General features: G+C 36.7%; 18 protein-coding genes and 1 pseudogene. 14 read left to right on the forward strand and 5 right to left on the reverse strand.

Going from position 1 to position 21,732, the window contains the following annotated elements:
* Positions 1-309: 309 nt before the first annotated feature.
* The 9 genes from AC3RVF_RS03355 (at position 310) to AC3RVF_RS03395 (ending at position 14,402) form a co-directional block, all read left to right on the forward strand.
* On the forward strand, positions 310-1,251 hold the full coding sequence (locus AC3RVF_RS03355; protein WP_489691124.1) for a hypothetical protein: 942 nt from the start codon (positions 310-312) through the stop codon (positions 1,249-1,251).
* 93 nt (positions 1,252-1,344) lie between these two features.
* On the forward strand, positions 1,345-4,206 hold the full coding sequence (gene uvrA, locus AC3RVF_RS03360) for an excinuclease ABC subunit UvrA (RefSeq protein ID WP_489692763.1): 2,862 nt from the start codon (positions 1,345-1,347) through the stop codon (positions 4,204-4,206).
* A 78-nt stretch (positions 4,207-4,284) separates the two neighbouring features.
* Positions 4,285-4,974 carry an LOG family protein gene (locus AC3RVF_RS03365; protein ID WP_489691122.1) on the forward strand — a complete coding sequence of 230 codons (690 nt, stop codon included), beginning with the start codon at positions 4,285-4,287 and terminating at the stop codon, positions 4,972-4,974.
* A gap of 39 nt (positions 4,975-5,013) precedes the next feature.
* Positions 5,014-7,827, forward strand: coding sequence for a gluzincin family metallopeptidase (locus tag AC3RVF_RS03370; protein WP_489692764.1), 2,814 nt, complete (start codon positions 5,014-5,016; stop codon positions 7,825-7,827).
* An 85-nt stretch (positions 7,828-7,912) separates the two neighbouring features.
* Positions 7,913-8,137 carry a hypothetical protein gene (locus AC3RVF_RS03375; protein WP_489691120.1) on the forward strand — a complete coding sequence of 75 codons (225 nt, stop codon included), beginning with the start codon at positions 7,913-7,915 and terminating at the stop codon, positions 8,135-8,137.
* Between the two features lie 99 nt (positions 8,138-8,236).
* Complete coding sequence (locus AC3RVF_RS03380) at positions 8,237-10,651, forward strand: alpha-ketoacid dehydrogenase subunit alpha/beta (protein WP_489692765.1); 2,415 nt, start codon at positions 8,237-8,239, stop codon at positions 10,649-10,651.
* A gap of 378 nt (positions 10,652-11,029) precedes the next feature.
* On the forward strand, positions 11,030-12,697 hold the full coding sequence (asnB, locus tag AC3RVF_RS03385; RefSeq protein WP_489691118.1) for an asparagine synthase B: 1,668 nt from the start codon (positions 11,030-11,032) through the stop codon (positions 12,695-12,697).
* 100 nt (positions 12,698-12,797) lie between these two features.
* Positions 12,798-13,262, forward strand: coding sequence for a GNAT family N-acetyltransferase (locus AC3RVF_RS03390; RefSeq protein ID WP_489692766.1), 465 nt, complete (start codon positions 12,798-12,800; stop codon positions 13,260-13,262).
* A 204-nt stretch (positions 13,263-13,466) separates the two neighbouring features.
* Positions 13,467-14,402, forward strand: coding sequence for a sterol desaturase family protein (locus tag AC3RVF_RS03395; protein ID WP_489692767.1), 936 nt, complete (start codon positions 13,467-13,469; stop codon positions 14,400-14,402).
* A 118-nt stretch (positions 14,403-14,520) separates the two neighbouring features.
* Here the strand turns inward: AC3RVF_RS03395 and AC3RVF_RS03400 are convergent, their stop codons facing one another.
* Entirely contained in the window at positions 14,521-14,886 is a 366-nt protein-coding gene (locus tag AC3RVF_RS03400) for a hypothetical protein (RefSeq protein ID WP_489692768.1), read from the reverse strand.
* 411 nt (positions 14,887-15,297) lie between these two features.
* Between AC3RVF_RS03400 and AC3RVF_RS03405 the strand changes: the two genes are divergently transcribed.
* A complete protein-coding gene (locus AC3RVF_RS03405) occupies positions 15,298-15,687 on the forward strand; it encodes a hypothetical protein (RefSeq protein ID WP_489691114.1) in 390 nt (129 codons plus the stop codon).
* Between the two features lie 32 nt (positions 15,688-15,719).
* On the opposite strand, the pseudogene AC3RVF_RS03410 reads toward AC3RVF_RS03405, so the two are convergent.
* The 4 genes and pseudogenes from AC3RVF_RS03410 to AC3RVF_RS03425 form a co-directional block, all read right to left on the reverse strand.
* Positions 15,720-15,914 (reverse strand): annotated as a pseudogene (locus AC3RVF_RS03410) (enoyl-CoA hydratase-related protein); the annotation flags it as partial.
* A complete protein-coding gene (locus AC3RVF_RS03415; RefSeq protein WP_489692966.1) occupies positions 15,886-16,140 on the reverse strand; it encodes a hypothetical protein in 255 nt (84 codons plus the stop codon). The pseudogene AC3RVF_RS03410 and the gene AC3RVF_RS03415, both read right to left, overlap by 29 nt.
* A 412-nt stretch (positions 16,141-16,552) precedes the next feature.
* Positions 16,553-17,959, reverse strand: a complete 1,407-nt coding sequence (locus AC3RVF_RS03420) for a leucine-rich repeat domain-containing protein (RefSeq protein ID WP_489691113.1) — start codon at positions 17,957-17,959, stop codon at positions 16,553-16,555.
* 60 nt (positions 17,960-18,019) lie between these two features.
* On the reverse strand, positions 18,020-18,859 hold the full coding sequence (locus tag AC3RVF_RS03425) for a 1,4-dihydroxy-2-naphthoyl-CoA synthase (RefSeq protein WP_489691112.1): 840 nt from the start codon (positions 18,857-18,859) through the stop codon (positions 18,020-18,022).
* A 132-nt stretch (positions 18,860-18,991) separates the two neighbouring features.
* Between AC3RVF_RS03425 and AC3RVF_RS03430 the strand changes: the two genes are divergently transcribed.
* The 4 genes from AC3RVF_RS03430 to AC3RVF_RS03445 all read left to right on the forward strand — a co-directional run bounded on the left by AC3RVF_RS03430 (position 18,992) and on the right by AC3RVF_RS03445 (position 21,726).
* Entirely contained in the window at positions 18,992-20,110 is a 1,119-nt protein-coding gene (locus AC3RVF_RS03430) for a C1 family peptidase (RefSeq protein ID WP_489691111.1), read from the forward strand.
* A 53-nt stretch (positions 20,111-20,163) separates the two neighbouring features.
* On the forward strand, positions 20,164-20,646 hold the full coding sequence (locus AC3RVF_RS03435; protein WP_489691110.1) for a hypothetical protein: 483 nt from the start codon (positions 20,164-20,166) through the stop codon (positions 20,644-20,646).
* A 164-nt stretch (positions 20,647-20,810) separates the two neighbouring features.
* On the forward strand, positions 20,811-21,044 hold the full coding sequence (locus AC3RVF_RS03440) for a thioredoxin family protein (protein WP_489691109.1): 234 nt from the start codon (positions 20,811-20,813) through the stop codon (positions 21,042-21,044).
* Positions 21,045-21,102: 58 nt separating this feature from the next.
* Complete coding sequence (locus tag AC3RVF_RS03445; RefSeq protein ID WP_489691108.1) at positions 21,103-21,726, forward strand: MarR family winged helix-turn-helix transcriptional regulator; 624 nt, start codon at positions 21,103-21,105, stop codon at positions 21,724-21,726.
* Positions 21,727-21,732: the final 6 nt, after the last annotated feature.

Consider the following 21,732-nt stretch of genomic DNA (forward strand, 5'->3'; position numbering starts at 1 on the left):
ACGTCGAATATAAATTAATTCGACTTTAAAAAAGACTAGTTTTGAGGCCTTAAGAAGAATTGGCTGTTTAAACTGATCCTTCTTAATTAAAAAACTAACGACTTTTATTATAACCTACTTTATAATATTGAGTCGAAATACGAATCATTTTAAACCTATAAAAAATTTTATTACAGTAAAATTTCTTCTATTACAATCTCAGCATAATTAAATGATAAGCCCCTGTCAAATAAATCTATGAGGATAAAACACTTACTCAAAAAGTGGTATTCTACTTTCGCGTTTATTATAAGTATAATTATTTGCATTGTGCTAATAATTCTACTTTACGATAAGTATGAAAATACACTAGGCTTTACCGAACAACTAAGAAGGATGACTTCTATTTTTATAGGAATCAGTGGGTTTTTAGCGGCAATATTGATGGTTTTTTTAGCAACTTCTGCAATGACTCAAAAAAATAGAAAAGCTAAACTAACCGAGAAAATAAGCAAGACTACCCAAAAGATGCACAATTTCCGGTCGATTGCCGAGATTTTGGTGAATTCAAATCTTTGGCTTCCTGGGCTGAAGGATTATATGGAAAAGGAGTTTACTAATCTTTCCTATTTTGATGTGAAAGAATTTTACAACGGAAAATCAAAACTAGCAATAGACTTTCTAGAAGAAACGTCACGTTTTAGCAAAACTGAAAATCTTTATTTGGAAGCAAAAGCGCTTTTAATGACCAAGCCCAAAGACATCCAAGTTCGGGAAACAATAGAATACCCCGTTTTTTACGAGAGCGACATAGTTCAAAAATGGGTTAAACACAAATGCGGTTCGGGATTGTGGTATGCCTTTGGGTATAAATTTGGTGATTACAGGGAATTACTCAATTTAAAAGCAGTAACGGATCGCCATCAAGAAAAAATACTTACGCTGGCAAATACAATTGATAACGACGTTTTTGAAAAATCATCGTTTAACGAAGTATTCTTTGCTAAACTATGGGAATATTTAACCAAGGAGGTAGTGCCAACGCTTTTCCATTTTCAGAGAGAATTAACCCGAAAAACGCCTCAATTAATCTATTATTTGTACACTGTTTTTGTGCTGTTAATTATATTCGGAGTGCTCTTTCCGATGACTTATTTAATGCTAAATTTCTCCGTTTTCTTTATAATCTTAGGTTACTCTATTGTTCTGAGTACCATATTTTTTATTTCTATAACCTTTCATATTTTCCTCTCAAAAGAAGTGAATTCCTAGGTTTATAAGCGAACAATAATTTGAGCAAAAATTAACATCCGTCAAAGCGCATGCGTTCTTTAATTTCGGTTCAATTGAGTACCTTTGCGAGCTATGTCGAAAAATGAGGATTTTATAGAAGTTTTGGGCGCGCGCGTCCACAACTTAAAGAACATTGACGTTCGTATTCCGAGAGAAAAATTAGTAGTAATTACAGGGCTTTCCGGCAGCGGAAAATCCTCTTTGGCGTTTGATACTATTTACGCTGAAGGGCAACGCCGTTATATTGAAACGTTCTCTGCATATGCCAGACAGTTTTTGGGAAGTTTGGAACGTCCCGATGTAGATATAATTGAAGGCCTCTCCCCCGTTATTGCCATTGAGCAGAAAACTACGAGTAAAAGTCCGCGCTCTACAGTTGGTACCATTACCGAAATTTACGATTTTCTTCGCCTTTTTTATGCCCGAGCCAGCGATGCATACAGTTATAACACAGGCCAAAAAATGGTGAGTTATAACGATGAGCAGATAAAGCAACTTATTTTAGAAGAATACGCAGAGAAAAAAGTTAGCATACTTGCGCCAGTAATTCGTTCCAGAAAAGGTCATTATCGTGAGCTTTTTGAACAAATTGCCAAACAAGGTTTTTTGAAAGTACGCGTGGATGGCGAAGTGCGAGATATTGTAAAAAGCATGAAAACCGATCGTTACAAAACTCACGATATAGAGATTGTTATTGATCGCTTAAAAATTCCTTCGCCCACTTTAGCCATGGCTGCCGAGGGTGAAGTAATTGATAACCATAAAAGACTTTCTGAAACCATAAATACAGCAATGTATCACGGTGAAGATATTTTGATGGTTTTGGATAATGATACAAATGAAGCGCGTTATTTTAGTCGTTCGCTGATGTGCCCGAGTTCGGGAATTTCATATCCAAATCCTGAGCCGAATAATTTTTCTTTTAACTCTCCAAAAGGAATGTGCCCGCATTGCAAAGGACTGGGGAAATTGTACGAGGTAAATTTGAATAAATTAGTGCCTAACCCAAAACTTTCTATTAAGCAAGGCGCTTTGGCAGCACATGGGCCTCAGAAAAATAATTGGGTATTTAAGCAACTTGAATTAATTGCAGAGCGTTTCAATTTTAAATTGAGCGACCCGTTCGAAAAAATTCCGCAGGAAGCAAAAGATGTTATCTTTTTCGGCGGAAATGAAAAATTCGATATTGAATCGAAAGCACTTGGAATTACTCGAAGCTATAAAATAGATTTTGAAGGTGTTGCTACCTTTATCCAAAATACTTTCGACGCCAGCGAAACCACTTCATTAAAACGATGGGCGAAGGAATATATGGATAAAATTCCGTGTCCGGAGTGTAACGGAACACGACTTCGCAAAGAATCGCTTTTCTTTAAAGTGAATGGAAAAAACATAGCCGAGCTCGCCCATATGGACGTAGTGGAACTGGCTGAATGGTTTAAAAATCTTGAAAAACACCTTGGTGAAACTCAACTAAAAATTGCTTCAGAAATCATAAAAGAAGTGCGTTCAAGACTTCAGTTTTTGGTAGATGTGGGATTAACTTATTTGGCTTTGGACCGCAGTTCGAAGTCACTTTCTGGTGGTGAAGCGCAACGAATTCGTTTAGCCACACAAATTGGTTCGCAGTTGGTGGGCGTGCTTTACATATTAGACGAGCCCAGTATTGGTTTGCATCAACGCGATAATGAGCGGTTGATTAATTCACTTAAGCAATTACGAGAAATAGGCAATTCGGTAATTGTTGTGGAGCACGACAAAGATATGATTGAGAGCGCCGATTATGTGATAGACATTGGCCCAGCTGCTGGAAGGCATGGAGGCGAAATTGTTTCTGAAGGCACGCCAGACGAAATAAAAAAGCACCACACGCTTACTGCAGACTACTTAAATGGAACGAAAACTATAGAAATTCCGAAGGTACGCAGAAAAGGAAACGGCAAAACTTTGACGTTAAAAGGTGCTACAGGGAATAATTTAAAGAACGTAACGGTAAAATTTCCGTTGGGAAAAATGATAGGCGTTACAGGCGTTTCAGGCAGCGGAAAATCGACGCTCATCAACGAAACCCTTTATCCTATTATGAATGCACATTTTTTCAATGGGGTGAAAAAACCGATGCCCTATAAAAAGATTCTAGGGCTTGATAACTTAGACAAAGTAATAGACATTAACCAATCGCCAATTGGAAGAACGCCACGAAGCAATCCAGCGACTTATACGGGCGTTTTTTCGGAAGTTCGAAATCTATTCGCTAAAACTTCCGAATCTTTGATTAGAGGTTATAAGCCGGGCAGATTTAGTTTTAACGTAGCTGGCGGACGTTGTGAAACATGCAAAGGTGCTGGTTTACGTGTTATTGAAATGAATTTTCTACCCGATGTTTATGTGGAGTGCGAAACCTGCCAGGGCAAACGTTTTAACCGCGAAACTTTAGAAATTCGATATAAAGGAAAATCGATTTACGATGTTTTGGCAATGACCATTAACGAGGCTTCAGAATTTTTCGAAAATATTCCGAAGATACACAGAAAAGTAAAAACAATAAAAGACGTGGGCTTAGGTTATATAACCCTTGGCCAGCAGTCAACAACACTTTCGGGTGGGGAAGCACAGCGTATAAAACTGGCAACAGAACTTTCCAAGCGCGATACTGGGAATACGTTTTATATTTTGGATGAACCCACTACGGGACTTCACTTTGAAGACATTCGTGTGTTGATGATTGTGCTGAATAAATTAGTAGAAAAAGGAAATACTGTTTTAATAATTGAACATAACCTAGACGTAATTAAAACGGTAGATTATATAATAGATATTGGTCCCGAAGGCGGAAGACAAGGTGGGAAAGTTATGGCACTGGGAACGCCCGAAGAAGTGGCTGAAGACAAAAAAAGCTATACAGCAAAATTCCTTAAAAAAGAATTACTTTAGCGACTATCGATATTCAAAATTCAAGGTTTAGTATTTAGAAACCTTGAATTTTATATTTTTAACATTGAATTAAACGGAATGAGAGACGAACAAATACCGAAAAACTGGAATCAAGTAAAAACGAACGACTCGTGGGCGATTTTTAAAATCATGGGAGAGTTTGTGAATGGTTACGAAAAAATGAGCCGCATTGGCCCGTGTGTTTCCATATTTGGTTCTGCCCGAACTAAACCCGATAATCCTCATTATAAACTTGCTGAAAATATTGCTAAAAAAATTACCGAAAACGGTTATGGTGTTATTACTGGCGGTGGCCCCGGAATTATGGAAGCGGGAAACAAAGGCGCACATTTGGCTGGTGGAACTTCGGTAGGATTGAATATTACATTACCTTTTGAGCAGCACGACAATCCTTATATTGACAGTGATAAAAGCATTGATTTTGATTACTTTTTTGTGCGCAAAGTAATGTTTGTAAAATACTCCCAAGGATTTGTTGTAATGCCCGGCGGCTTTGGTACCTTGGACGAATTCTTTGAAGCGTTAACGCTTATTCAAACACATAAAATTGATAAGTTTCCAATTATATTAGTGGGCACCGCATTTTGGGGTGGTTTATTCGAATGGATAAAAACTACACTAGTGGAAGCCAATAACAACGTTAGCCCCGAAGATTTAGACTTGGTTCATTTAGTAGATACTGAAGATGAAGTACTTAAAATCTTGAATGATTTCTATAATGAATACAATCTAAGCCCGAACTTTTAATTTTTTCGGTCTCACCAATTTTTAAATTCATACAAATTTTTGTTAGCTAAAAGAATCATATTTCTATTTCTATTTTGTTTGGTAATTCAAGCGAAGGCGCAGCATATTATAAATATTGACGCCACGCTGAACCCTGGGCAAAAGACGCTTTCAATTAAACAACAACTTACCTATAAAAACACTTCTACAGATACGTTAAAAGTGCTTTATTTATTTGATTGGGCTAATAGTTTTTCTTCTAAAACGAGTCCGTTAGGGAAGCGTTTTGGTGAAAACTATGACAGTTCTTTTCAATTTGAAAAAGAAGAAGATCGCGGGAGAACAACTATTGAAAAAATTTACAACAATTCTTCAATTCCAATACAATGGCAGCGCGGAGATGAAGTAGATATTCTGAAGGTTATTCCTGAAAAAATAATTTACCCGGGCGATAGTTACACTTTCAATTTAGACTATGTAGTAAAAGTTCCCGACAGTAAGTTTACACGCTTTGGGGTGGATAAACAAGCTAATTTTAAATTGCGAGATTGGTATATTTCGCCAGCAGTTTATAACGGCGAATGGCAAATTTATAGCAATAAGAACACCTTCGATCTTTATTTATCTCCTTCGGAGTTTTCAATTTCGCTTCATATTCCAAAGAATTATTCTGTAACCTCAGATTTAGATTTGGTTTCGGAAGATATTTCAGAAAACAAAAAGAATATCTCTCTTGAAGGTAGCTACAGGATTAGCACTGTTCTCTACCTAGACAAAAATCCAAACTTCGAAACTATTGAAACCGATAAGTTATCGATAGTAACAAACTTGCAAAGTGGCAAGATAAATCCACCGGTGCAGGCGTTGTTGATTGATAGAATCGCACATTTTTTAGATGAAAAACTCGGCCCCTATCCGTTTAAAAAAATGGTTATCAGCGACACAGACTACAGAACAAATCCTGTTTATGGTCTTAACCAATTGCCCAGTTTTATAAGTCCGTATCCCGATGGTTTTGAATATGATATGGAGCAGTTAAAAACCATCACTCGGCATTATATTCAAAACACCCTCATTTTAGATTCGCGTAAAGATTATTGGTTGCAAGATGCGCTTCAGATTTATTTGATGATGGAATATGTAGACACCTATTATCCGAAAATGAAGATAATAGGCAATCTTAGTGATTGGTGGATTATACGTTGGGCGCACGCGGCAGAATTAGAATTTAACGATCAATATTCGATGCTTTATTTAAATATGGCGCGCAGCAATATTCACCAAGCTTTAACTACTCCGAAAGATTCGTTGTTGAAATTTAATATGAATATTGCCAACGGCTATTACGGCGGAAGTGGTTTGCGTTATTTGAATGATTACATAGGCGATTATATTATAAATGAGAGTATTAAAGAGTTTTACTTAACAAATAAATTGAAACCCGTAAAAACTTCAGATTTTGAAGAATTACTCACGAGCAAAACAGATCTCCCAATCAATTGGTTTTTTGAAGATTTTGCCGATACTCGAACTACCATTGATTTCAAAATAAAAAGAGTTGAAAAGCAAGGGGATTCATTGAAGGTTTTTATAAAGAACAATAGAAAAAGTGAATTGCCTATTTCGCTTTACGGTTTAAACGATGATGAAATTGTCTATAAAACGTGGACAAAGCCCATGGATAGTATAACATCTATTACCATCCCTGCGGAAAACATTAAAAAACTTGCTTTAAATTACGAAGGAAGAATTCCAGAATACAATCTTAGAAATAACTATAAAGCTGTAGAAGGATTATTCAATAAACCTGTCCAGTTTCGTCTTTTCCAAGATGTGGAAGACCCTAAGTTCACTCAGTTTTTCTTTATGCCCATCTTTGAATATAACCTTTATGATGGGGTTTCGGCTGGACTGCGACTTTACAACAAAACGGTGCTGCCAAAGGCAGTGCATTATAGCGTGGAGCCACAGTTTGGGTTTCGCTCTAAAACACTCGTTGGGAGGGCTTCTGTAAGTTATTTGCAGGCTATGGATCAAGGAGAATTATACGCTATGCGTTATGGGTTTTCTGGGAATTATTACTCCTACGACCGTGGATTATTTTATAAAAAATTTACGCCATACATCACATTTGCCTTCCGAAATAAGGATTTAAGAGATAATGAAAAGCAATTCATAAACCTGAGAAACGTAAATGTTTACAGAGACGAAAATCCTAATGATCCCGATCAAGAGCCAAACTACAGTGTTTTCAATATGCAGTATGTTTACTCTAATCCGAATCTAATTAATTATTTTAGAGGGGTTGTAGATTATGAAATTTCTTCGAAATTCAGCAAGCTATCTGTAGATTTTGAATACCGAAAACTCTTTTTAAGCAACCGTCAATTAAATCTTCGTTTTTTCGCGGGGGTATTTCTTTTTAACGATACGAGAGAAAATGAGGATTTCTTCAGTTTTGCACTGGATCGTCCAAACGATTATCTTTTCGATTATAATTATTATGGCCGAAGCGAAAATTCAGGCCTTTTTAGCCAACAACTCATAATTGCCGAAGGTGGCTTTAAATCGCAGTTAAAACCTGCATTTGCAAACAGTTGGATGGCTACCGTAAATGCAAGCACCAATATTTGGAAATGGATTTATGCCTATAGCGATGTGGGATTAGTAGCGAATAAAGAGCGTGGCATAAATGCTGTTTTTGACAGTGGTATTAGGCTGAGTTTGGTTGCAGATTATTTTGAATTGTATTTTCCAATCTATTCAGATTTAGGTTTTGAACCAAACCTGCCACATTATGATGAAAAGGTAAGATTTATCGTTACTTTAAGCCCGAAGACTTTATTGGGGCTTTTTACGCGAAGATGGTACTAGGGTTGAAATTCCAAATAACAAACGCCAAATAACAAACGCCAAATAACAAATTCCAAATAACAAATAGCAAATTTCAAAAACCATAATGCAAATACTAAATAACTGGCGAATCATCTTATTACTTTGTCTTACGCTTGGCTTGGCTCCTTTCTTTCCCGAACCACATATTTGGGGGAAAGTGAAATGGATTACAGGTGGTGCCGAGGGAATGCAAGCGGCAGATTGGTTTGATGTTTTGCTTCACGGTTTTCCATTTATTTTATTGCTTAGGTTGCTGATTGTGAAGCTCCTTCCCTCAAAAACGAAATAAAACGATAAAAAGGCTTACCTTTTAAAATTCACAGTACTCAATTTAGCATTGCGAAACACCCTCAATTTTGCTATTTTTGTATTCCTAAAAATAAATTTCATGCAGACAGACCCAAAGACAAACGGCGAGATTTCCTTTAACGATTTTAAAGAAACAGTTTTAAAAGATTATAAAATTGCTGTTACCAGCCGTGAATGTAGTCTACTAGGGCGTCGCGAGGTGCTAACAGGGAAAGCGAAGTTTGGAATTTTTGGCGACGGGAAAGAAGTGCCACAACTGGCTTGGGCAAAAGCATTCCAAAATGGCGACTGGCGCAGCGGATACTACCGCGACCAGACTTTTATGATGGCAATTGGCAAATTGACTATCGAGCAGTTTTTTGCAGGATTATATGCGCATACTGATATAAAAGCAGACCCGATGAGTGCCGGAAGGCAAATGGGTGGTCACTTTGCAACCCACAGCTTAAATGAAGACGGTAGCTGGAAAAACCTTACACAACAAAAAAATAGCAGTGCTGATATTTCACCAACAGCTGGGCAAATGCCTCGTTTATTGGGCTTGGCACAAGCTTCAAAAATATTTAGAAACGTAAGCGGAATTGAAAACAAAACCAATTTTTCTATCAACGGTAACGAAGTTGCTTGGGGAACTATTGGAAATGCAAGTACCAGCGAAGGCTTATTTTGGGAAACCATAAATGCAGCCGGCGTACTACAAGTACCAATGGTTATGAGCGTTTGGGATGATGAATATGGAATTTCCGTTCACGCAAAGTACCAAACTACTAAAGAAAATATTTCTGAAATCTTAAAAGGTTTCCAACGTAACGAGGAAGAAGACGGTTATGAAATCATCCGTGTAAAAGGTTGGGATTATTCAGACCTTGTTGATGTTTATAACCGTGCATCAAAAATTGCACGCGAAGAACACGTTCCCGTTTTAATTCACGTTCAACAATTAACGCAGCCACAAGGCCATAGTACTAGCGGCTCTCACGAACGTTACAAAAGCAAAGAACGATTAGCGTGGGAAACAGAATACGATTGCAACGTAAAGATGCGCGAGTGGATTCTTGAGAGTGAAATTGCTACTGACGAAGCTTTAGTTGAAATAGAAAAAGAGATAAAGAAAAAAGTTCGCGACGGTAAAAAAGCTGCTTGGGAAGCATTTGTTGCGCCACAAAAGAAGGAACAGCAAGAAGCGATTGTTTTTCTTAGCAATTTAGCCGAAAGCAGCGCTAACAAAAGTTTCATTGAAAAAATAAAAAACGAATTGGCTTCCGAAAAAGAGCCTTATCGTAGAGATATTCTCACCGCTACCAGAAAAGCGTTGCGATATGTTGTAAGTGAAGATTCTTCTGAAAAGAAACAACTTCAGGATTGGATTACGAATTATTACGAATTAATTCAACCTAAATACGGCGCACACCTTTATTCTGAAGCCACGGAGAATGCTAGAACAATTAAGGAAGTACTTCCCTCCTACGCTGATGATGCAGAAGATGTAGACGGACGTGTAGTTTTAAGAGATAATTTTGACGCCATGTTTACCAAACATACAGACGTCTTAATTTTTGGGGAAGACAGCGGCGAGATTGGCGACGTAAATCAAGGTTTGGAAGGAATGCAGGAAAAATACGGCAAATTACGAGTTGCCGATGTTGGAATTCGCGAAGCGACTATTCTTGGACAAGGAATTGGGATGGCTATGCGTGGCCTCCGCCCTATTGCCGAAATTCAATATCTTGATTATATATTGTATTGTCTTCAAATAATGAGTGATGATTTGGCGACCGTTCGTTACAGAAGCAACGGCACGCAAAAAGCACCGTTGATTGTTCGTACACGCGGCCATAGGCTAGAAGGAATCTGGCATAGTGGTTCGCAAATGGGCGGATTAATTCATTTGCTTCGTGGAATGTATATTTTGGTTCCAAGAGATATGACTAAAGCTGCAGGTTTTTACAATACTTTATTGGAGACCGATGAACCAGCACTAGTTATAGAATGCTTAAACGGCTACCGCTTGAAGGAAAAAATGCCAAATAACTTAGGCGAATTCAGAACACCAATTGGAGTTGTGGAAACTATTAAAGAAGGAAAAGACATTACGTTAGTTTCCTACGGAAGTACTTTAAGAATCGTTGAGGATGCAGCAAAAGAGCTTCAGCAAGCAGGTATTGATGCGGAAATAATAGATGTACAAAGCTTACTACCGTTAGACATTAATCACGATATGGTAAAGAGTGTTGCTAAAACCAACAGGCTTCTCGTTATAGACGAAGATGTGCCCGGTGGTGCATCTGCCTATATTTTAAACCATATTGTAGAAACACAAGGCGGTTATAGACACCTAGACAGCAAACCACAAACACTTTCAGCTAAAGATCATCGTCCGCCGTATGGCACCGACGGCGATTATTTCACGAAACCTTCAATAGAAGATGTTTACGAAAAGGTTTATGACATTATGCACGAGGCAAATCCAAGTGGTTTTCCAAAGCTGCGCTAAATCAATTTTCGCAATTTATTAAAAAGAATTATGTCGGTTTAAAATATTTATTCTACTTTCGTAATTCACAATTAAAGAAAACAAACAAGTCTATGTTACATTTAAGCTTAAATATTAATAATAATAATAACGAGCTCCCGTAACTAAAACTTGTCGCGATATACAGCCCGTCAGGTTTTTTCCTGACGGGCTTTTTTTTTGAATTCCCGCGAAGGCAGGAATCTCCAAAGCCAGTTTTTGGATTAGACAGAGATTAAGATGAAACATCAAATAAAATTATTACTAACTAAGTTCCTATAATTAGCAGGAGCCTAAAACAAGGAGGCCGCTTAACGGGTTGGGAATCTCGATTGAGATTCCCGCTTTCGCGGGAATAATATGTGTGGAATTGTATGTGCATTTAAACTTAAAGAGTCTGCTGAGGCATTGAGACCTCAAGTATTATCGATGGCAAAATGTATCCGCCATCGCGGACCAGATTGGAGTGGAATTTTTAGTAACGACAAAGCCATTATGGCTCATGAGCGACTAGCAATTGTAGATCCTACTTCAGGGAAGCAACCGCTTTTAAGCAGTGATAAAAATCTTGTATTAGCCGCAAATGGCGAAATTTATAACCATTCGGAACTTCGGAAGCAATTCAAAAATTATGACTTTCAAACTAAAAGTGATTGCGAAGTTATTCTTCCGTTGTACAAAGAAAAAGGTGCTTCATTCTTAGATGAAATGAACGGTATCTTCGGCTTTGCGCTTTACGATGTTGAAAACGACAACTATTTTATAGCGCGCGACCATATGGGAATAATACCTTTATATATGGGTTGGGACCAAAACGGAACCTTTTATATAGCTTCAGAATTAAAAGCTTTAGAAGGTGTATGCACCAAGATTGAACTCTTCCCTCCTGGCCATTATTTAGATAGCCGCGAAGGCGAATTGAAACGTTGGTACACTCGCGATTGGATGGATTATGAAAACGTAAAGGACAACGCAACAGAAATTGCTGAACTTCGTAAAGCATTAGAAGCCGCTGTACACCGCCAATTAATGAGTGATGTGCCGTACGGAGTTTTACTTTCTGGAGGATTAGATTCTTCGATAACCTCTGCAATTGCTCAAAAATACGCTGAAAAACGAATAGAGAGCGAAGACACCGAAGGAGCTTGGTGGCCCAAACTTCACAGTTTTGCTATCGGCCTTGAGGGAAGCCCAGATTTGGAAGCCGCTCGGAAAGTTGCAGATCATTTAAAAACCGTTCATCACGAAATAAAATTTACTATCCAGGAAGGATTAGATGCCATCCGCGATGTAGTTTATCATTTAGAAACATACGATATTACAACCATTCGGGCCAGTACACCAATGTATTTAATGGCTCGCGCAATTAAGGCAATGGGTATAAAAATGGTTCTTAGCGGTGAAGGTTCTGATGAAATTTTTGGTGGCTATCTATATTTTCACAAAGCGCCCAATGCCGAGGAACTTCATAAAGAAACCGTTCGCAAACTAGACAAACTGCATATGTATGACTGTCTGCGCGCAAACAAATCGCTTGCTAGTTGGGGCATTGAAGGTCGCGTTCCTTTTTTAGATAAAGAATTTATGGATGTTGCGATGCGAATTAACCCACAAGACAAAATGATAAATGGTGAACGCATGGAAAAATGGGTGCTCAGAAAAGCTTTTGAAGATATGCTGCCAGAAAGCGTGGCGTGGCGACAAAAAGAACAATTTAGCGACGGCGTGGGTTACAGTTGGATTGACTCTTTAAAGGAAATGGTAAATGAAAAAGTAACCGACGATCAGTTTGCAAATGCGAAATATAAGTTTCCATTACAAACTCCAAGTAGCAAAGAAGAATTCTATTACCGAAGCATTTTTGCGGAACATTTCCCAAGCGATACTGCAGCGCTCTGTGTACCCTCAGTACCCTCTGTGGCTTGCAGTAGCCCGATAGCATTGGAATGGGATGCGAGTTTTAAGAATATGAATGACCCAAGCGGACGGGCGGTTAAGAATGTACATTCGGATGCTTATTTGAAGTAGTTGTGAGTGGTGAGTGTATTTGGAAATTGCTAAATTAGCTGCACATTCCTTTTAACTAGTCTTTTAAATTTGTTTTCAATTTAACCAAACAACATACTACGTGAAATTTATTACGCGGACGGAGCTTTCAGTAACTGATAAAAAAGAAATTTTCAATTTGTGGAATAATGAATATCCAGAAAAATTGAATTATCAATCGCTTGCGGAATTTGAAAATTATCTTGGAAATTTAATTGAACAATCACATATTTTAATGCTAAATGAAAATCAAACAATTAAAGGTTGGTATTTTGATTTTATGCGTGAAAATGAAAAGTGGTTTGCTATAATTTTAGATTCAAAACTTCAGGGTAAAGGCTACGGAACAATTATTCTTAACCTTGCAAAGGAAAAGGAAACTGAATTAAATGGTTGGGTAATTGATCATAACAATGACAAAAAGAAGGACGGAAAATTTTATAATTCGCCTCTAAGTTTTTATTTAAAAAACGGTTTTGAAATATTAACTGAAGACAGATTAGAAATTGAAAAAATATCTGCTGTAAAAATTAGATGGACAAAATAATAGCTGGCATCATATACGCACACTACCCTAAAAGATAATTTATAAAAACGAGGATACTTGTAATCTATTTTAAAACTTACTTTATTGTAATTAAATGATTAACGATTAAAATTATCCCATTCAAGCACAACAAAGAGTGTTATAAATCATATCTTGCGGAAATTAGCACCATCTACAACCTACTTTACTTAAAATTTACAATAAATGGATTTCACTAACCCGCTAGTTTACGGGGTTCCTTGTTTTTTAGGATTAATAGCCTTAGAGCTTTCTTACAGCAAAACTCTTGACGACAAGCAACTATACAAATGGAAGGATTTTATATCAAGTCTATCGCTTGGTATTGGGTCTGCAGTGCTAGGTGCACTTATAAAAACGGTTTCCATCATCCTGGTTTTTAATTTTGCATACGACCTTTTTAACCCGCTAGTTGATGGGGTACGCACAAATATTATGGGCTATGAATCTTTCGGCTATGCTTGGTATTTATGGATAATCTGTATGCTTTTAGACGATTATACCTATTACTGGTTTCATAGGCAAAACCATATGGTGCGATTTTTATGGGCGGCACATATTGTGCATCATTCTTCAGATAATTTCAATTTAGGAACTGCGGTTCGCAATGGTTGGTTTACTATTTTATACAAACCATTCTTTTATGTTTGGATAGTTATGATTGGTTTTCCTCCAGAAATGCTCGTTGTTTGTTTGGGAATTGAGGCGTTATGGCAGTTTCAATTGCATACTAAGTATATAAAAAAGTTAGGCTTTTTTGAAACTTTTATGAACACACATACAATGCATCAAGTGCATCACGCACGGAATCTTGAATATATGGACAAAAACCACGGAGGTTTTTTAAATGTTTTTGATAGAGTTTTTGGTACTTGGAAAGAACTAGACGATTCTATTGACATTGAATACGGGGTTTCCACGCCTCCTAACTCTTACAACCTCTACGTTATATTAACCCACGAATACAAGAATATTTGGGAAGATATGAAGAAGTCTAAAAAATGGAGCGACAAGTTTATGTATGCTTTTGGGTCTCCGGGTTGGAGCCACGACGGAAGCACACTAACTATAAAGCAAATGCGAAGGAAGCTGAGAGAGGAAGGGGTTGCAGTTGATAGTTAGTTGTCAGTGGTCAGTGGTCAGTGGTCAGTGGTCAAAACTAAAATTAATAGAATCTACATTTAATAGAAACGCCGGAAGATAATCTTCCGGCGTTTCTGTTTGATTAGATAATTAATTATTATTCAACCGTATAATATAGGTTGCCATCACTATCCATTAGCAGGGTAAGTGTTTGAAGTATACAAAAATCTACATCTGAAAAATCTACGGAGTTACCTTCATCATCGGTAATTCGAATATCGTAGTCGCATAACGTTTCATCATCAATTGGGATGGAAACATTTACCATCGTGTCAGTTTCAAATCTATCATAGGGAATAATGTCGTCGCCCCAGTTATTTTGATTTGTGTCTGTAATGTATACTCCATAAAGGCTAAGTCCTGTATGGTTCACAACGTCGAATCTCAGCTCATAATTTTGTGCGGTCAAAGAAGCAGTAAAAAACACCGCAACAAAGAGAAATAAAATGGTTATTTTTTTCATAATATATGTTTTGATTGTTGGCTACTCTATATGCTTTTCGCCTATCGCGTTAGTTGAAATATTTATTAAATGTAATAAAAAAAAATAGTTGAAATGGTTTTTATAAATATTGAATTTGTGATAACCAGCAGATTAGCATCAAAGTCTAATATTTATTAATTGTAAAATTGAAAAAATGTGCCACTGTAAAATATAAGCTAAACTATAGAACTTAAGACCCCACGCCCCCCAGACGTGTACGCCAACATCGCACTGATAATTCAATAATCGAAATAGAAAGTTAAATTATTTTATAAATAAATATTCAAACAATTTTTAATTTTACTTAAAAATAATCTTAATATATTGCAAAATGTGTAATTCACGACCGAAAAATTTTCTATATTTAAACAACCACAAATCTACTTCGCTATGAGCATGTTTCACTATTATAATTTTCCACATTGTGAGGTATTTGTTTTCGACCAATTTCTGATAACACAAATAAGAGAAGGTGTTACAGTTAAACCCGAACACAATTATGAGTTGCGACAAATTATCGATTTGCATTTTTTAAATAAAGATTTAGTATATCTCTCCAACCGCCATTTTTCGTACGCAGTAGATCCATTAACTTACTTGGGAACCTCCAAAATTCACAACTTATTAGCTATTGCCATCGTTACTAAAAATGAAATTGCAAAATCGAATGCGCTGCTAGAAAGTATTTTTTACAAAAAAAAGTTCGCCACCTTTCCAACCCTTAGTGAAGCTATGGGTTGGGTGCACGAAATATTAAATGAAGAAAAGCAATTAAAGTGAAGCGAATAATTTCAGAATATTGAAAACAAAACTTAAGGTAACCACTGCTTATTAAAATTAGGCTTGCGTTTTTCAAGAAAAGCATCGCGGCCTTCTTTGGCTTCTTCCGTCATATAAGCAAGACGTGTGGCTTCCCCTGCAAAGACCTGTTGGCCCACCATTCCATCGTCAGTAAGATTCATTGCAAACTTCAGCATTTTAATGGAGGTAGGACTTTTCAGTATAATGGTCATGATAAACATTAATCACCGCATTGGCCAACCCTTTTTTGCAGTTACCATTCGTAAAGAAATCCTTCACCTTCCGGAATTTCTCGGTGTCGTTTTCCAGCTTTTGGCTTTCCTCCTCCATTTTATATTGAAGAAATTCAGTGATGTTAAAACCACCTTTAAGTTCCCCAAGTTTCATGATAAGCTTGGTGCTTTTATCATCGGACGGAGTTAACGTATCCAATTTGTAATTCTTCACCCCTTCCGTTATTCTCTGAAAAATGGACGGCTTGTTTTGTGCAGCAGTTTCATTTTGGGAAAAAACTCCCGCAATGCAACACAGGCAGGCAATCCGAAAAAGTTGAAGAAGTTTAATATGGCAGTTATTTTAGTATCGTGAATTTAGAAAAAACAGAATTCAATGCGGTTAAACATCAAATTCAGAAAGCCCATTCCTATATTAAAAAACTGTTTTATGTAGATTTAAATCCAATTTTATGTAATCTTCCATATCTTGAATAAACCAACAAAATTCCTTCGGCATGAGTATCTTTAATTAATATAATTTTGACGAGTCAGAGGTATTCATCTTTGCTCGCACTTAAAGAAAATTGTTAGGTAATAAACTCAATTGGGAATAAAAGGTGTTGTTGCGTCTAATTTTTAATTATACGTTTAATATAATGTTTATCCGCCTGCTCAATATCAACTATATAAATACCTGAATTAAAATTTGTTAAATCAACTGGAGTATTTCCGTCAATTTCTTTTGAAAATAACTCAGTGCCAACGACTGAAAAGATTTTAATCTTTACATTACCAACGGTGACTCCTTTAATATAAAATTTTTCTTTTACGGGAATTGGATAAAGAAGTATTGAAGGTTCTGGTGAAAAGGAAGAGATAGCCAAAATACATTCTTCAGAGTAATTTGCAATTGGGTCTTTAAACCAATTGGACTGTGAATTAGCATAATTTACATCGTCTACTTCAATACATAGTAAGTCGGGGTTATCGGTAAGATTAAAATATTCGAGAAAGGTATTATTTCCGCTCTTAGCGTTCATCGTTTGCAAATCGTTTAGTCTTCCATCAATATATCTAAGGTATGGTAGTTGGGAAAAATCCAATACTTCAAAGTTATTGTCTACAACACTTATCCAATCCATCAGCGGATTATTCTGAAAGTTAAGAGAAACAAGCTGGTTACTATCTGCCAACAATGTATTTAACAGAGGATTTTGGCTTGTATCTAAAGTTGAGATGTTATTATGATTTACATCGATAAAAGTAAGCGATGGATTTAGTGAAACGTCAATTGAGGTCAGGCCACTGGAAAAAATAGACAAACCCTCCAGATTAACATTTTGGCTTAAGTCAAAGTTTCTGATAGGTGTGTACGCACAATATAAATTTTTTAAATTTATATTGTGCGAGGTATCCAAATTATTAAGAGGGTTTCCAGAACACCAAATACTTTCCAAGTTTATATTTGCTGAGAGGTCTAAGGAAGTTAGATTATTTCCGGGACAATCCAATTGTCTGAGCGCTATGTTTTGGCTAATATCTAAAACCCCTAAATTATTTCCTGTGAGATCAATATATTTTAGATTTGGATTATGAGATAAATCAACAGTGGAAATAGAATTATTAAATACTCTAAAATTTTCAAGGTTGAGACTATTGGAAACATCAATCTCGGTAAGGTTAGTGCGGAAACACCAAAGTGTTACAAGCTCAATATTCTGCGATAAATCTATTGTGCTTAATGGATTATCACTACAATATAAAAACTCCAAATTTGTAAAACTTTGAATGCCCTGTAAGGAAGAAATATTTCTATCATTAACAATTAATCCTATAACCGATTCCGCTTCAGAAACTTGTATTTGCCCATCATTATTTAAGTCCGCAGGAATATCACCTTGATGATCTCCATCAAGATCCACACAATTTGAATTTAAGAGCGCATTTCTAAAGTTTGAGTTTGGAATATTTACTATTTGGGCAAAACCTAAAGACGAAAATAAAATAAATGCTATAATAGTTATTGGTTTATTCATATTTGAAATTTAATTTCCAAGATTACAATTATACAAAAAACATAATTCCGATAACGAATATTATGGTAACCACTGCTTATTAAAATTAGGCTTGCGTTTTTCGAGAAAAGCATCGCGGCCTTCTTTGGCTTCTTCCGTCATATAAGCAAGACGTGTGGCTTCTCCTGCAAAAACTTGTTGGCCCACCATTCCATCGTCAGTAAGATTCATTGCAAACTTCAGCATTTTAATGGAGGTTGGACTTTTAGCAAGAATTTCCTGAGCCCATTCATATGCGGTATTTTCCAATTCGGCATGAGGAACAACGGCGTTTACCATCCCCATATCAAAAGCTTCTTTTGCACTGTAATTTCTTCCGAGGAAAAATATTTCACGAGCCCGCTTCTGCCCTACCATTTTTGCTAGATACGCACTTCCATAACCACCGTCGAAACTAGTTACATCGGCATCAGTTTGTTTAAAGATTGCGTGTTCCTCGCTTGCTAAAGTTAAATCGCAAACTACGTGTAAACTATGTCCGCCACCCACAGCCCAGCCCGGAACAACACAGATTACGGCTTTCGGCATAAAACGAATCAATCGCTGTACATCGAGAATATTTAAACGATGGTACCCATCTTCACCCACATAGCCTTGGTGGCCACGCGCTTTTTGGTCGCCGCCGCTGCAAAAACTATACACACCATCTTTAGAAGAAGGTCCTTCAGCAGAAAGCAATACCACGCCAATAGAAGTATCTTCCTGTGCATCGTGAAAAGCATCGAGCAATTCGGCAGTGGTTTTTGGGCGAAATGCATTTCGTACATCGGGCCTGTTGAAAGCAATACGCGCCACGCCTTCAGATTTTTTATAGGTGATATCGGTATATTCTTTTACAGTTTTCCAGTTGGGTGAACTCATAATTGTTATTTTAGCGTAAATATATGAAATCAAAATTTTAAATAAGGCAATGACTCCTCGAGCGCAGTCGAGAGGTCATTATAATTTGTAAATTAAAAAAGGTCTCGACTGCGCTCGACCAGACAAAAACCGATGAAACATTTTATTCTTTTCTTTATATTTCTTTTCACTTTAACTATTAGTGCTCAAGAAGCTTACAAATTCACAACTGTTACAGACCTTGAAACGACGGCTGTAATAAGTCAAGGAACTACGGGAACTTGTTGGAGTTTTAGTAGCACATCATTTTTGGAAAGTGAAATTATTCGCCTTACGGGAAAGAAAATTGATTTAAGTGAAATGTACCAAGTGCGCAACACTTACCCGCTGAAAGCCGAAAATTTTATTATGCGTCAGGGAAAAGCGCAGTTCAGTGAGGGCGGATTGGCGCACGATGTGATGAATTCCGTAGAAAAATACGGTCTAGTTCCGAACGAAGCATTTAGCGGAATGTTTGCCGGAGAAACAAAATACAACCACGCCGAGATGGTTGCCGTTTTGGAAGCGATGCTAAAAACATATGTGGATAATCCAGGAAAGAAATTGAGTGCTAAGTGGAAACCAGCTATTGCAGCGGTTCTAGACACTTATATTGGTGAAAACATTCAGAATTTTACGTTTGAAGGGAAACAATACACTCCCCAAACCTTTTTGGCAATGACCAAAATTCAGCCAAAAGAATATATAAATATTAGCAGTTTTACGCAGGCTCCTTTCTATTCAAAATTTATATTAAACATTCCGGATAACTGGAGCAATGGTAGTTTTTACAATGTGCCACTAGACGAAATGATGGCGACAATTGATAATGCTTTGGAAAAAGGTTTTACGATTGAGTTAGATTGCGATGTAAGTGAGCGCAGTTTTTCGTCTAAAGATGGTGTTGCCATTATTCCTGAAAATGATGTGAATAATGTAAAAGCATTGCAAGGAATCTATCCAGAAAAGAAAGTTACTCAAGAATATCGTCAAGAGGAATTTGAGAATTACAATACTACAGACGATCATTTAATGCACATTACTGGATTGCTTCGCGATCAGAACGGTACAAAATATTACAAAGTAAAAAACAGTTGGGGCACGGACGAAACGCGGGTTGCCAATGGTGGTTATGTATATTTTAGTGAAGCTTATATGCGTTTAAAAGCAATAAGTATTACCGTGCACGAAGATGCAATTCCTGAAAGCACCGCTAAAAAATTAAGCTTATAGATCAAGCCGAAATTGAACTTAAAGTTGGCTCAAATTTTGATATCTTTGTTGCAATGAAAAAGCTATTGTTTCTTCTTTTAATACTTCCACTGATTGCTTCGGGGCAATTGGATTTTGAGAGCAATAAATACAAATTAGACTTTGTAAAATTGCCAGAAATTGAAAGTTTGATAAGCACTTCATCGTTATCGAATTCAGATTTTTCAAAAAAAATCACGAATACGCTTCCTTCATTTAAAATGAATAAAAGTAATTATCGCGCACCTGTGAGCATGTATGATGCCATGGCTACAAGCGAAAGTTATGTAAAATCTGATCTTAAAATATCTTTAAATCCGAGAGAATACGGAGTTTACGGAGGTAACAGCAGTTACAGTGCCGATGGCTCAACGTCTGTAAAGAACATTTCATATAAAGAGTCGCGAGGGTATTTAAGACCAGAACTTATGCCCTATTCTTACGGTTTTTACCAACGTCCATCTAGGCGTAGTGGTTTTTATGTAGGTTATGGAGCTTATGGCCCGTATTCACAATAGTTTTATATCATCTTCCCTATTACAATCTTCTTTTTTTTGAAGGTGCTTTCTTGCTACCTTAATGAGCTTATTATAAAATAAAACAATCTTTATTTTATATTGTTAGGATTCCTTACTATATTTGTTGAGGCAATATTGCTTTCAAACTTAAATCTTTCATAATTATGAAAAAGTCTATTTTTTATCACGCTGGTTGTCCGGTTTGTTTAAATGCCGAGCACGAAATTCTAGAACTTATGGATCCGGCAACTGTTGAAGTTGTGCATTTGGGTGAAGAAAAATCTAAAATCAAAGAAGCTGAAAACGCTGGGGTAAAATCTGTTCCGGCCTTAGTTACACCCACTGGCAATGTGCTTCATATAAATTATGGAGCTTCTATGGCTGATGTAAAAGGGTGAAAAATCGATTAGGATTACTAACTTTGCCTGTTAGACTAAACTCCTAACAGGCTTTATTATGGAAAAAAGTGTTTTCGATACCTCCTTTCAACAAGAAAGTGTAAGTAATAAAATAGTGGTGGGTCTTGAACGGATTTCGGAAGTTTTCCGAACCCTCCTTTGGGCAGAAGCCAAAAAATGTGGCGTAAGCCCTATACAGATTCAAATTCTTATTTTTATCGCTTATCATAAAAGCGCACTTTGCACGGTAAGCCATTTGGCAAAGGAATTTGACCTTACAAAACCAACTATCAGCGATGCGGTGAAATCTTTGGATCAGAAAAAACTTATCTTAAAAGATTATTCAAGTTCGGATAGCCGAAGTTTTCTCATTATACTTTCAGAAAAAGGAAAAGAATTGGTTTCAGTAACCAAAAACTACGCAAACCCTTTAAAAAAACAGTTTGATACTTTTGATGATGCACAACTACAAACTGTTTATGAAGCCATCGTAAAACTTATCTATAATCTCAATAAATCGGGGATTATCAGTGTACAACGCACTTGTTTTGCTTGTAAATTCCACAGTAAAAAAGATGGTAGAGATTATTGCGAATATCTTCAAAAGCCTTTAGAACCTGAAGCTATACGCGTAGACTGTTCAGAATTTGAGGAAAAATCTAATAAAATTTCAGCTTTGTGACAGCGC

This window comes from Aequorivita sp. IT1183 (assembly GCF_058068265.1).

Bases quoted from the DNA above. Each gene is read 5' to 3' on its own strand.
- uvrA (WP_489692763.1), top strand. From the start codon at position 1,345: ATGTCGAAAAATGAGGATTTTATAGAAGTTTTGGGCGCGCGCGTCCAC.
- AC3RVF_RS03365 (WP_489691122.1), top strand. From the start codon at position 4,285: ATGAGAGACGAACAAATACCGAAAAACTGGAATCAAGTAAAAACGAAC.
- AC3RVF_RS03375 (WP_489691120.1), top strand. From the start codon at position 7,913: ATGCAAATACTAAATAACTGGCGAATCATCTTATTACTTTGTCTTACG.
- AC3RVF_RS03380 (WP_489692765.1), top strand. From the start codon at position 8,237: ATGCAGACAGACCCAAAGACAAACGGCGAGATTTCCTTTAACGATTTT.
- asnB (WP_489691118.1), top strand. From the start codon at position 11,030: ATGTGTGGAATTGTATGTGCATTTAAACTTAAAGAGTCTGCTGAGGCA.
- AC3RVF_RS03395 (WP_489692767.1), top strand. From the start codon at position 13,467: ATGGATTTCACTAACCCGCTAGTTTACGGGGTTCCTTGTTTTTTAGGA.
- AC3RVF_RS03400 (WP_489692768.1), bottom strand. From the start codon at position 14,886: ATGAAAAAAATAACCATTTTATTTCTCTTTGTTGCGGTGTTTTTTACT.
- AC3RVF_RS03405 (WP_489691114.1), top strand. From the start codon at position 15,298: ATGAGCATGTTTCACTATTATAATTTTCCACATTGTGAGGTATTTGTT.
- AC3RVF_RS03420 (WP_489691113.1), bottom strand. From the start codon at position 17,959: ATGAATAAACCAATAACTATTATAGCATTTATTTTATTTTCGTCTTTA.
- AC3RVF_RS03425 (WP_489691112.1), bottom strand. From the start codon at position 18,859: ATGAGTTCACCCAACTGGAAAACTGTAAAAGAATATACCGATATCACC.
- AC3RVF_RS03430 (WP_489691111.1), top strand. From the start codon at position 18,992: ATGAAACATTTTATTCTTTTCTTTATATTTCTTTTCACTTTAACTATT.
- AC3RVF_RS03435 (WP_489691110.1), top strand. From the start codon at position 20,164: ATGAAAAAGCTATTGTTTCTTCTTTTAATACTTCCACTGATTGCTTCG.
- AC3RVF_RS03440 (WP_489691109.1), top strand. From the start codon at position 20,811: ATGAAAAAGTCTATTTTTTATCACGCTGGTTGTCCGGTTTGTTTAAAT.
- AC3RVF_RS03445 (WP_489691108.1), top strand. From the start codon at position 21,103: ATGGAAAAAAGTGTTTTCGATACCTCCTTTCAACAAGAAAGTGTAAGT.